Source organism: Streptomyces cahuitamycinicus (assembly GCF_002891435.1).
Lineage (GTDB): Bacteria > Actinomycetota > Actinomycetes > Streptomycetales > Streptomycetaceae > Streptomyces > Streptomyces cahuitamycinicus.
This window is the reverse complement of sequence record NZ_POUC01000281.1, coordinates 1-10,733: the sequence shown is the minus strand read 5'-3', so window position 1 is coordinate 10,733 and position 10,733 is coordinate 1. Positions and strand designations below refer to the sequence as shown.

Genomic DNA, 10,733 nt, shown 5'->3' with positions numbered 1-10,733 from the left:
GGAGGGGCGCTGGTCGGGGCGAAGGACGGGGCCGAGGCGGTCTGGCTCGGGATGTCGACCGACGGCAGGGAGGTCGGGTTCCCCTGGCTGTCGCCGCCCGCCGAGACGAGGGCCACCGCGACGGCGGTGCCGATCGCGACGGTGGCGAACGCGCCGCCGCCGATCAGGAGCAGCCGACGGCGCTTGTTGCGGGCCTCGGAGGCTTCAGCGAGCGCTGCCCAGTCGGGCGACTGGCCGCCCCCGCTGTTCCAGGGCTGCTGCGACTGCGGTTTCCAGGGATCCCACTGGGACTGGGGTCCCCCCTGCTGCCCAAAGCTCATGGGCCGCATCTTAGACGGGACCAGGGGTGTGCTGGTCCGCCCGGACGGGCACCGCAGCCCCTAGCGTTCCTCCCATGCGCACGGGCAAAGGCGACATCTCCGGGTGGTTGGGGCGAGTGCTTCCGGCGGTGGTGCTGATGGGGTGCCTGCTGGCGTGGCCGGTCCTCGCGGCCGGGGTGTGGCCGTCGGTCGTGGTGGGGGCGCTGCGGGCGAGCCGTCGTCCGCGTGCCGGTGGATCCGCGGTGCGCTGGTGTGCGGCCTTCGCCGTGGACGTCGCCGTCTCGGCGGTGTTTCCTTGCGTACGGCCGCTGCGGCGGCGGACGCTGCGGAGGGTCGTGACGCTCTGTGCCGCCCTGTACGTCTCCGTGACCGAGCGGCTTGGGTGATACCGCGTTTTGACCCTTGTGCCGTACCCCGGTATTCTGCTTGTTCGTTGTGTATTGGCTTGCTCATTCTCACGGGACGGGCCCTTACACCGGTCCACCGGGCCGATGACCAGCGACCCCACGTACGCGGTATGCGTCGCCGCAGTGCGGTCCAGGCTGTCGTGATCGTTTCGGTGACCAGTTATGGACCATTCACTCGAAGCGAAGGCTACGAACCGTGCGTACGTACAGCCCCAAGCCCGGCGATGTGACGCGCCAGTGGCACGTCATCGACGCCCAGGACGTTGTCCTGGGTCGTCTCGCCACCACTGCCGCGACGCTCCTCCGGGGCAAGCACAAGCCGATCTACGCGCCGCACGTCGACGCTGGTGACTTCGTCATCATCATCAACGCCGACAAGGTGCACCTGTCCGGCAACAAGCGGACCCAGAAGATGGCGTACCGCCACTCCGGCTACCCGGGTGGTCTGCGCTCCGTCCGTTACGACGAGCTGCTGGACAAGAACCCCGAGAAGGCCGTCGAGAAGGCCATCAAGGGCATGCTCCCCAAGAACACGCTGGGCCGTCAGATGCTCTCGAAGCTGAAGGTTTACAAGGGTGACCAGCACCCGCACGGCGCGCAGCAGCCGCAGCCGTTCGAGATCACCCAGGTCGCGCAGTAGTTCCGGCCACCCCCAAGACTGAAGAGAATCTGAGGAGCATCGTGGCCGAGACCACTGCCGAGCAGCCGCTCGAAGAGCTTGACATCGACAGCTACACCACCGAGTCCGAGGTCCCCGTCGAGGGTGAGTACACCTCGGAGTCCATGGCCTCCCGCTTCGGCGAGCCCCAGCCGGCCGCCGGCCTGGGCCGTCGCAAGAACGCCATCGCCCGCGTCCGGATCGTCCCGGGCACCGGCAAGTGGAAGATCAACGGTCGCACCCTTGAGGACTACTTCCCCAACAAGGTGCACCAGCAGGAAGTCAACGAGCCGTTCAAGGTTCTCGAGCTCGAGGGCCGCTACGACGTCATCGCCCGCATCTCCGGTGGCGGTGTCTCCGGCCAGGCCGGTGCCCTCCGTCTCGGTGTCGCCCGTGCGCTGAACGAGGCGGACGTCGACAACAACCGCGGCGCGCTGAAGAAGGCCGGCTTCCTCAAGCGCGACGACCGTGCGGTCGAGCGCAAGAAGGCCGGTCTGAAGAAGGCCCGCAAGGCTCCGCAGTACAGCAAGCGCTAATCGCGTCGCCCGTCCTGGCGACTGGCTTCGCAACGATCGCCCCGGCGGCACGGATTGTGCTGCCGGGGCGGTTCGTTTACACAACCCCTACGGCCCCCGGACAGTCTCAGGGGGTGGATCGGGGATGTGAGCCGCATTCCCTTCAGCAATTCGGAGGACACCACTGTGGGACGACTCTTCGGCACGGACGGCGTGCGCGGTGTCGCCAACGCGGATCTGACGGCGGAGATGGCCCTGGGCCTCTCCGTGGCAGCGGCACACGTACTGGCCGAGGCGGGCACGTTCGAGGGACACCGGCCGACCGCCGTGGTCGGGCGTGACCCCCGTGCGTCCGGGGAGTTCCTGGAAGCCGCCGTGGTCGCGGGTCTCGCCAGCGCCGGAGTGGACGTCCTGCTGGTCGGCGTGCTGCCGACGCCCGCCGTGGCGTACCTGACCGGGGAGCTGGGGGCCGACCTCGGTGTGATGCTCTCCGCGAGCCACAACGCCATGCCGGACAACGGCGTCAAGTTCTTCGCCCGTGGTGGGCACAAGCTCCCCGACGAGCTGGAGGACCGGATCGAGTCCATCTACGAGGAGCACCGCACCGGCGCCCCGTGGGACCGGCCGACCGGAGCCGGGGTGGGCCGTGTGCGCGCGTACGAGGAGGGCTTCGAGCGGTACGTCGCGCATCTGCTGAGCGTCCTGCCGAACCGGCTCGACGGGCTGAAGGTCGTCCTCGACGAGGCACACGGCGCCGCCGCCCGGGTCTCGCCCGAGACGTTCCAGCGGGCCGGTGCCGAGATCGTCACGATCGGGGCCGAGCCGGACGGGCTCAACATCAACGACGGGTGCGGTTCGACGCACCTGGACAAGATCAAGGCCGCCGTCGTCGAGCACGGGGCCGACCTCGGCATCGCGCACGACGGTGACGCCGACCGGTGCCTCGCCGTCGACCACACCGGCGCGGAGGTGGACGGGGACCAGATCCTCGCCGTCCTCGCGCTGGCGATGCGGGAGCGCTCCGTACTGCGGTCCGAGACGGTCGTGGCCACGGTGATGTCCAACCTCGGGTTCAAGCTCGCCATGGAGCGCGAGGGCATCAGGCTGGTGCAGACCGCCGTCGGCGACCGGTATGTGCTGGAGGAGATGAAGGAGCACGGGTTCGCCCTCGGGGGCGAGCAGTCCGGGCACGTGATCGTCCTCGACCACGCGACGACCGGCGACGGGACGCTGACCGGGCTGATGCTGGCGGCTCGGGTGGCTCAGAGCGGGCGTACGCTGCGCGAGCTCGCCGCCGTCATGGAGCGGCTGCCGCAGGTGCTGATCAACGTGCCGGACGTCGACAGGACGCGGGTGGGGACGTCCGCGGAGCTCGCGACGGCCGTCGCTGACGCGGAGCGGGAACTGGGGGCGACGGGGCGGGTGCTGCTGCGGCCCTCCGGGACCGAGCCGTTGGTACGGGTGATGGTCGAGGCGGCCGATATCGAGCAGGCCCGGTCTGTTGCGGGGCGGCTTGCCGACGCCGTGAAGTCCGCGCTGGGCTGATGAACGGGCCGGGGGCGGGGACCGTGTTGTTCGCGGTCTGCGGGTGGTGGGCGGCTTGCCGCGCAGTTCCCCGCGCCCCTGAAGCTCGGCGATCCCCTGCCGTCACAGCTTGCGCAGGCTGAGCCGCTGCACCATGTGGTCCGGGCCCTTGCGCACGACGAGGGTGGCCCGGCCGCGGGTGGGGGCGATGTTCTCGACCAGGTTGGGCCGGTTGATCGTGCGCCACATCGTCCGGGCGTAGTCGAGGGCCTCCTCCTCCGAGACCTGCGTGTACTTGCGGAAGTACGAGGACGGGTTCTGGAAGGCGGTCGCGCGCAGCTTGCGGAAACGGTTGAGGTACCAGGTCTCGATGTCCTCGACGCGGGCGTCGACGTACACGCTGAAGTCGAAGTAGTCGGCGAGGCCGACGCGGGTGCGGCCGTCCTTGCCGGGCAGGGCCGGCTGGAGGACGTTCAGGCCCTCGACGATCAGGATGTCGGGGCGGCGGACCGTGAGCCTCTGGTCGGGGACGATGTCGTAGATGAGGTGGGAGTAGACGGGGGCCGTGACCTCGTCCTTGCCGGCCTTGATGTCGGCGACGAAGCGGGTCAGGGCGCGACGGTCGTACGACTCGGGGAAGCCCTTGCGGGACATCAGGCCGCGGGCCTGGAGCTCCTGGGTGGGCAGGAGGAACCCGTCGGTGGTGACCAGCTCGACGCGCGGGTGCTCGGGCCAGCGCGAGAGCAGGGCCTGGAGGAGGCGGGCGACCGTCGACTTGCCGACGGCGACCGAGCCGGCCACGCCTATGACGAACGGGGTGCCCGACTGGGAGCCCTTCTCGCCCAGGAACGTGTTCAGTGCGCCTCTGAGGCCGTCGGTGGCGCCGACGTAGAGGTTGAGGAGCCGGGACAGCGGGAGGTAGATGTCCCGCACCTCGTCCAGGTCGATCACGTCGCCGAGACCGCGCAGTTTCTCGACCTCCTCGGCCGTCAGCGGCAGCGGCGTCTTGTCACGCAGCGCGCTCCACTCGGCTCGGGTGAGGTCGAGGTAGGGAGTCGCCTCCGGCCGCTGCCGGTGGGCGCTCCGGGATATCGAGGAGACCGGAGAGATCACAGTCCATTGTTACGGGCGTTCGAACGCACCGTGAGGTGGGATCCGTCACGCGAGTCGATCGCCCCGCTTCCTCCTGACAAATGCTGGTGCGGGAGGAATGTCAGTGGCGTGCGTCACAGTTGTGGGAGAGGTGGGCCCGGTCGGGGTCCACGAATGCCTGGGGGTACCCATGACGTACGCGATAGAGGCGGAAGGCCTGGTCAAGCGGTTCAAGGAGACCGAGGCGCTGGCCGGCGTCGACCTGGCGGCCCGCAAGGGCACGGTGCTCGGGCTGCTGGGCCCCAACGGCGCGGGGAAGACGACCGCGGTGCGGATCTTCGCGACCCTGCTGTGCCCGGACCGGGGCAGGGCCCGGGTGGCCGGCCACGACGTGGTCCGGGAGGCCGGAGTCGTACGCTCCCTCGTCGGGCTGACCGGGCAGTACGCGGCGGTCGACGAGAACCTGACCGGAACGGAGAACCTGCTGCTCATCGGTCGGCTGCTGGGCCTGCCGAGGCGGGAGGCGAAGGCGCGGGCCGGTGAACTGCTGGAGCGGTTCCAGCTGACGCACGCGGCCGGGCGGGCCGCGAAGACCTTCTCGGGTGGCATGCGCAGGCGCCTGGACCTCGCGGCCAGTCTGGTGGGGCGGCCCAGCATCCTCTTCCTGGACGAGCCGACCACCGGCCTCGATCCGCACAGCCGTGGTGAGCTGTGGGACCTGCTGCGCGGCCTGGTCGCGGACGGTGCGACCGCCCTGCTGACCACGCAGTATCTGAACGAGGCCGACGTCCTCGCCGACGACATCGTGGTGATCGACAAGGGCCGCGTGATCGCCGAGGGCACGCCGGACCAGTTGAAGGCGCAGGTCGGCGGCCAGGTGCTGGAGCTCAGGCCGATCGCCCGGCAGGACCTCGCGCAGGCGCACGCGCTGGTGGCCGGGGCCGCCGGGTCCGAGGCCCGGATCGAGGGCGAGACGGTCACCGCCCCGGTGAAGGACCCCGAGCTCATGCCGGCCGTCGTGCGCGCGCTGGACCGGGAGGGCATCGCGGTCGGGGAGCTGGCCCTGCGCCGCTCCTCGCTCGACGAGGTCTTCCTCTCCCTGACCGGCCACCGCGCCGAGCCGGGCCAGGCCGAGGAGGACGGCGGTGCGGCCGTCCGGGAGGACGAGGAGCTGGAGAAGGCGGTGAGCCGGTCATGACCGCCACCGGTCTCGCCGCGCCGGTCACGGGATCCGGTCGGGTGCCCGTCCTCTCCGGGCTGCGGCAGACCTTCACGATGGCCTGGCGGAGCCTGGTCGCCGTCAAGCACAACCCTCTCGAACTGGTCGACTACAGCATCACGCCGATCATGTTCGTGTTCCTCTTCACGTACGTCCTGGGCGGGCAGATGGCCGGGTCGCCCGACGCCTACCTGAAGTACGCGCTGCCCGGGATCATCGTGCAGAACACCCTGTTCATGACGATGTACACGGCGATGGCACTCAACACCGATCTCACCAAGGGCGTCTTCGACCGGCTGCGCAGCCTGCCCATCGCCCGCTCCGCCCCGCTCATCGGCCGGATCACCGCGGACCTCGCGAAGCACCTGTGGGCGCTGCTGCTGATGATCGGCCTCGGCCTGGCGCTCGGGTTCCGGATTACCGGCGGATTCGGCGGCTTCCTGCTCGGCACCCTGCTGGTGGTGGTGTTCGCCGCGGCCGTGTCCTGGAGCGCGGTGCTGATCGGGATGCTGGCCGGCGACGCCGAGAAGGTGCAGGCGTTCGCTTTCACGCTGATCTTCCCGATCACCTTCACCAGCAGCGCGTTCGTCGTCGTCGACACGATGCCCGGTTGGCTCCAGGCGTGGAGCGACGTCAATCCGGTGACACATCTGTCGGACGCGTTCCGAGGGCTGCTGCTGGGCGGGGCGGTGGCGGAGCCGGTGTTGTGGTCGTTGGTCTGGGCGGCGGGTATCGCGCTGGTGTTCTATCCGTTGGCCATGCGGGCTTACCGGGCGAAGGTCTGATCAGAGCTTCATACGGGCTTCATACGGGCTTCATACCCCGGCGGGAATTTCCGATTTCGGGCACGGAACGGGCGGTTCGACGCTCGAATCGACCCTAAGCTGCCGCCCATGTGTGGAATCGTGGGATATGTGGGGCTGCAGCCGGCGCTCGATGTGGTGATGGCCGGGCTGAAGCGGCTGGAGTACCGGGGGTACGACTCGGCGGGCGTCGCCGTCCTGGCCGACGGCGGGCTGGCGGCGGCGAAGAAGGCCGGCAAGCTCCTCAACCTGGAGAAGGAGCTGGACGGCAGGCCGCTGCCGACCGGCGTCACGGGCATCGGGCACACCCGTTGGGCCACGCACGGCGGGCCGACGGACACCAACGCCCACCCGCACATCGACAACGCGGGACGGGTCGCGGTGGTGCACAACGGCATCATCGAGAACTTCGCCCTGCTGCGGGCCGAGCTGGCGGAGCGCGGCCACGATCTGGCCTCCGAGACGGACACCGAGGTCGTCGCGCATCTGCTCGCCGAGGAGTTCTCCTCCTGCGCGGATCTCGCCGAGGCGATGCGGCTGGTGTGCCGGCGGCTGGAGGGCGCGTTCACCCTGGTCGCGGTGCACGCCGACGAGCCGGACGTGGTGGTGGGCGCGCGGCGGAACTCACCGCTGGTGGTCGGCGTCGGTGAGGGCGAGGCCTTCCTCGCCTCGGACGTCGCCGCGTTCATCGCCCACACGCGTTCGGCCATCGAGCTCGGCCAGGACCAGGTGGTGGAGCTGCGCCGGGACGGCGTGACGGTGACCGGCTTCGACGGCCGCCCGGCCGACGTCCGCTCGTACCACGTCGACTGGGATGCGTCGGCCGCCGAGAAGGGCGGCTACGACTACTTCATGCTCAAGGAGATCGCCGAGCAGCCCAAGGCGGTCGCCGACACGCTCCTGGGCCGGATCGACGGTTCCGGTTCGCTGACCCTGGACGAGGTGCGGATCCCTCCGGGGGTGTTGCGGGAGATCGACAAGGTCGTCATCGTCGCGTGCGGCACGGCCTTCCACGCCGGGATGATCGCCAAGTACGCCATCGAGCACTGGACGCGGCTCCCCTGCGAGGTGGAGCTGGCGAGCGAGTTCCGCTACCGGGACCCGATCCTGGACGCGCAGACCCTCGTCATCGCCATCTCGCAGTCCGGCGAGACCATGGACACGCTGATGGCGCTGCGGCACGCCCGCGAGCAGGGCTCCAAGGTGCTGGCGATCTGCAACACCAACGGCTCGACGATCCCTCGCGAGTCGGACGCGGTGCTGTACACGCACGCCGGGCCGGAGGTGGCCGTCGCCTCGACCAAGGCGTTCCTCACGCAGCTCGTGGCGTGCTATCTGGTCGCCCTGTACCTGGGCCAGGTGCGGGGCACCAAGGGGGCCGACGAGATCCGGGCGTTGATCCGCGACCTGTCCTCGATCGCCGGGGCGGTGGAGCGGGTGCTGGGCACGATGGAGCCGGTGCGGGAGCTGGCACGCACCCTGGCCTCGAAGAGGACGGTGCTGTTCCTCGGGAGGCACGTGGGGTATCCGGTGGCGCTCGAAGGCGCGCTGAAGCTCAAGGAACTCGCCTACATGCACGCGGAGGGGTTCGCCGCCGGGGAGCTGAAACACGGGCCGATCGCCCTGATCGAGGAGGACCTGCCGGTGGTCGTGGTGGTGCCGTCGCCGCGTGGACGCTCGGTGCTGCACGACAAGATCGTGTCCAACATCCAGGAGATCCGGGCGCGGGGCGCCCGGACGATCGTGATCGCGGAGGAGGGCGACGAGGCGGTCGTGCCGTACGCGGACCATCTGGTCCGGATTCCCGCAACGCCGACCCTGCTGCAGCCGCTCGTCGCGACGGTGCCGCTTCAGGTGTTCGCGTGTGAGCTGGCGACGGCCCGCGGGAACGACGTGGACCAGCCGCGGAACCTGGCCAAGTCGGTGACGGTGGAGTGAGGGTGGGGGAGTGAGCGGGCCGCGTCTCCCGGACGCGTGAAAGACGCGTGAAAAAGGGGGCGAACGGCTGTGCTCCGTTCGCCCCCTCGGTCAGCCGGTCGGGCCGTCGGGTGCCCGGCTCAGATGGGCAGGCAGGTCGCCGGGACCCAGCCTTCCTTGCTGGTGCTGTTGGGGCCGCCGAAGTACCACTTGTTGCTCGTCTTGCCGCAGGCCGTGTAGCTGCCGCCCTTGGTGGGCTTGCGGTCGTCGAAGCAGACAGCGCCCGCCTTGCCCTTGCCCCAGGTGCCGAGCGCCGTGGAGCTCGTCTTGGGCGAGCTGCGGAGGTTGACGGTCTCCTTGGGCTTCACGTTGGTCAGAGCGCTGCTGCAGTCCGGCTTCGTGGCCGCTGCGGCGGTGCCGGCGGTGGCGACGGTTCCGGTGAGAGCCGTGGCGAAGAGGGCCACGGCCGTGGCCGCGGTCCCCAGCGACTTGAACTTCATGATGTCCTCCCGTTGCGTGCGATGCCGTTTGCTCATCGCGGTCGGCGCGAACTCTACAGAGAGGAGAGGGAGTTGAAGATCGCAGGGTCACTCGGGCGGTGCACCGGGAGCCGTCCCCGCCGGACGTGGCCCGTCACCGTAGGGTGCTGCCCATGAGCATCATCGGGGTCGGCATCGACGTTGCCGAGATCGAACGGTTCGCGGCTTCACTGGAGCGTACGCCCGCGCTGGCCGGGCGGCTGTTCGTGGAGCGGGAGTTGCTGCTGCCCAGCGGGGAGCGGCGGGGGGTCGCCTCGCTCGCCGCGCGGTTCGCGGCCAAGGAGGCACTGGCCAAGGCGCTCGGTGCTCCGGCCGGGCTGCTCTGGACCGACGTCGAGGTGTGTGTCGAGGACAGCGGGCAGCCCCGGCTGCGGGTGACCGGGACGGTGGCGGCGCGGGCCGCCGAACTCGGCGTGCGGACCTGGCACGTGTCGCTGAGTCACGACGCGGGCATCGCCTCGGCCGTGGTCATCGCCGAGGCGTGAGACCCCCGCTCAGGGCGTGCCGGCAACTCTAGGGGCCTGTCGTTTCAGAACACGGCTCGATCAAAGCCTGGGCAGAGGGCAGAGGGCAGAGGGCAGAGGGCCCCGGAGCCCCCGCCGAGTGGGGTGGCGAGGGCTCCGGGAGCAGGGTCAGCAGATCGACTGGCTGCTGTTCACCCTCGTGATGTTGCGGAAGGTCGTGTTCTCACCGCAGGGGTTCTCCCTGATGGCCGAGTTGGTGACCGTCAGGTTCTGGATGGTGATGTCCTTGTTGTTCGGGAACTGCGAGCGGGCGGCCAGGCGCAGCTCGCCGCCGCCCGTGATCGTGCCGCTCTGCGCCGCGAGGCTGACGTTGTAACAGTTCTCGATCAGTACCGAGTTGTTGCCGGTGCCGGAGAGCGTCACCTTGTCGATGACGGCCCCGCCGCTCTCCGAGACGCAGAACACGCCACGTCCGCCGCCCCGGGCGACGACCTCGCCGACGCGGATGTTGGTGGGGTAGCCGCTGCCGACCCTGCCGTTGCGGTTGGCCATGCGGAAGGCGGCGTAGCCGGTGCCCGTGCCGGCGTTCTCCGCGTCCACCTTGGTGACGCGGGCATTGATGGTCTGGTTCAGCAGCAGGCCCGACTCGCCGACGTTGCGGGCCGTCACCGTGCCGATGGTGATGCCGTCGACGCCGTAGGTCTCGACCGCGTGGCTGGACGCGCCGGAGACGTAGACGTTGTCGATGCGGACGTTGCGCGTCCACTGGCTGGTGTCGCCGCGGTTGTCGATGCGGACGCCCAGGCCGCGGGAGAGGCGCATGTCGATCTGGCCGAGCACCACGTTCTGGACGTTGCGCAGGAAGATGCCGTACAGCGGCGTGCCGGTGAGCTTGAGGTTCTGCACCTCGACGTCGCGGGTGCCGCGCGAGTAGACCGGCGCCTGGTCGCCCGAGCCGCTGCCGGTGACGTTGATCGTGCCGCAGACGTCGAGGACGGTGTAGCTCGGCAGGGAGATGCGGGAGCCCGCCGAGATCGAGCCCGAGCCGCGGACCACGACCCGTTCCTTCGCGGTGCGCCCGGAGGTGAGGCTGTTGACGGCGGCCTGGACGGCCGCGCGCATGTCGGTGCCGGTGTAGACCGTGCGGCCGCCGCGCCGGGCGGTCCAGTTGCCGCCGCTCTGCACGGCTTCGGCCTGGTAGGAGCCGTCGCCACAGGCCAGTGCTCGCGTGGGGGCGGCCGTGGCGGTGGCGGCCGTGGCGGGGGCGGTCAGGGT

The 10,733-nt window shown here is 70.0% G+C and carries 11 protein-coding genes and 1 pseudogene; 8 read left to right on the top strand and 4 right to left on the bottom strand.

The window, feature by feature from the left end; translation table 11 throughout:
- Positions 1 to 320, bottom strand: a pseudogene (locus tag C1J00_RS29415) (hypothetical protein); the annotation flags it as partial.
- 74 nt (positions 321 to 394) lie between these two features.
- Between C1J00_RS29415 and C1J00_RS29410 the strand changes: the two are divergent.
- The 4 genes from C1J00_RS29410 (at position 395) to glmM (ending at position 3,445) form a co-directional block, all read left to right on the top strand.
- Positions 395 to 706: a hypothetical protein gene (locus C1J00_RS29410; protein WP_102912032.1), complete on the top strand. Its 312-nt coding sequence runs from the start codon at positions 395 to 397 to the stop codon at positions 704 to 706.
- 217 nt (positions 707 to 923) lie between these two features.
- Entirely contained in the window at positions 924 to 1,367 is a 444-nt protein-coding gene (gene rplM / locus C1J00_RS29405; RefSeq protein ID WP_102912031.1) for a 50S ribosomal protein L13, read from the top strand.
- A 41-nt stretch (positions 1,368 to 1,408) separates the two neighbouring features.
- Positions 1,409 to 1,921 carry a 30S ribosomal protein S9 gene (gene rpsI, locus C1J00_RS29400; RefSeq protein WP_102912030.1) on the top strand — a complete coding sequence of 171 codons (513 nt, stop codon included), beginning with the start codon at positions 1,409 to 1,411 and terminating at the stop codon, positions 1,919 to 1,921.
- 165 nt (positions 1,922 to 2,086) lie between these two features.
- Entirely contained in the window at positions 2,087 to 3,445 is a 1,359-nt protein-coding gene (gene glmM / locus C1J00_RS29395) for a phosphoglucosamine mutase (RefSeq protein WP_102912029.1), read from the top strand.
- A gap of 102 nt (positions 3,446 to 3,547) precedes the next feature.
- Here the strand turns inward: glmM and coaA are convergent, their stop codons facing one another.
- Positions 3,548 to 4,537 carry a type I pantothenate kinase gene (coaA, locus tag C1J00_RS29390; RefSeq protein ID WP_102912028.1) on the bottom strand — a complete coding sequence of 330 codons (990 nt, stop codon included), beginning with the start codon at positions 4,535 to 4,537 and terminating at the stop codon, positions 3,548 to 3,550.
- A gap of 169 nt (positions 4,538 to 4,706) precedes the next feature.
- Here coaA and C1J00_RS29385 point away from each other — a divergent pair, with 169 nt between their 5' ends.
- The 3 genes from C1J00_RS29385 to glmS all read left to right on the top strand — a co-directional run bounded on the left by C1J00_RS29385 (position 4,707) and on the right by glmS (position 8,476).
- Positions 4,707 to 5,714 (top strand): ATP-binding cassette domain-containing protein, encoded by a 1,008-nt coding sequence (locus C1J00_RS29385; protein WP_102912027.1) that lies wholly within the window; start codon positions 4,707 to 4,709, stop codon positions 5,712 to 5,714.
- Positions 5,711 to 6,520, top strand: a complete 810-nt coding sequence (locus C1J00_RS29380; RefSeq protein WP_102912026.1) for an ABC transporter permease — start codon at positions 5,711 to 5,713, stop codon at positions 6,518 to 6,520. The genes C1J00_RS29385 and C1J00_RS29380 overlap by 4 nt, the downstream gene beginning before the upstream one ends.
- Positions 6,521 to 6,628: 108 nt before the next feature.
- Positions 6,629 to 8,476 (top strand): glutamine--fructose-6-phosphate transaminase (isomerizing), encoded by a 1,848-nt coding sequence (gene glmS / locus C1J00_RS29375; protein ID WP_102912025.1) that lies wholly within the window; start codon positions 6,629 to 6,631, stop codon positions 8,474 to 8,476.
- Positions 8,477 to 8,595: 119 nt separating this feature from the next.
- On the opposite strand, the gene C1J00_RS29370 is transcribed toward glmS, so the two are convergent.
- Complete coding sequence (locus C1J00_RS29370; RefSeq protein WP_102912024.1) at positions 8,596 to 8,955, bottom strand: hypothetical protein; 360 nt, start codon at positions 8,953 to 8,955, stop codon at positions 8,596 to 8,598.
- A 152-nt stretch (positions 8,956 to 9,107) separates the two neighbouring features.
- Here C1J00_RS29370 and C1J00_RS29365 point away from each other — a divergent pair, with 152 nt between their 5' ends.
- Complete coding sequence (locus tag C1J00_RS29365) at positions 9,108 to 9,479, top strand: holo-ACP synthase (protein ID WP_102912033.1); 372 nt, start codon at positions 9,108 to 9,110, stop codon at positions 9,477 to 9,479.
- Between the two features lie 147 nt (positions 9,480 to 9,626).
- Here C1J00_RS29365 and C1J00_RS29360 read toward each other — a convergent pair.
- Positions 9,627 to 10,733 (bottom strand): hypothetical protein (locus C1J00_RS29360; RefSeq protein WP_102912023.1); only part of this gene is annotated, 1,107 nt, incomplete at its 5' end.

Excerpts from the sequence above, each read along its gene's own strand:
- C1J00_RS29410 (WP_102912032.1), top strand. The coding sequence starts at position 395 with ATGCGCACGGGCAAAGGCGACATCTCCGGGTGGTTGGGGCGAGTGCTT.
- C1J00_RS29385 (WP_102912027.1), top strand. The coding sequence starts at position 4,707 with ATGACGTACGCGATAGAGGCGGAAGGCCTGGTCAAGCGGTTCAAGGAG.
- C1J00_RS29380 (WP_102912026.1), top strand. The coding sequence starts at position 5,711 with ATGACCGCCACCGGTCTCGCCGCGCCGGTCACGGGATCCGGTCGGGTG.
- glmS (WP_102912025.1), top strand. The coding sequence starts at position 6,629 with ATGTGTGGAATCGTGGGATATGTGGGGCTGCAGCCGGCGCTCGATGTG.
- C1J00_RS29370 (WP_102912024.1), bottom strand. The coding sequence starts at position 8,955 with ATGAAGTTCAAGTCGCTGGGGACCGCGGCCACGGCCGTGGCCCTCTTC.
- C1J00_RS29365 (WP_102912033.1), top strand. The coding sequence starts at position 9,108 with ATGAGCATCATCGGGGTCGGCATCGACGTTGCCGAGATCGAACGGTTC.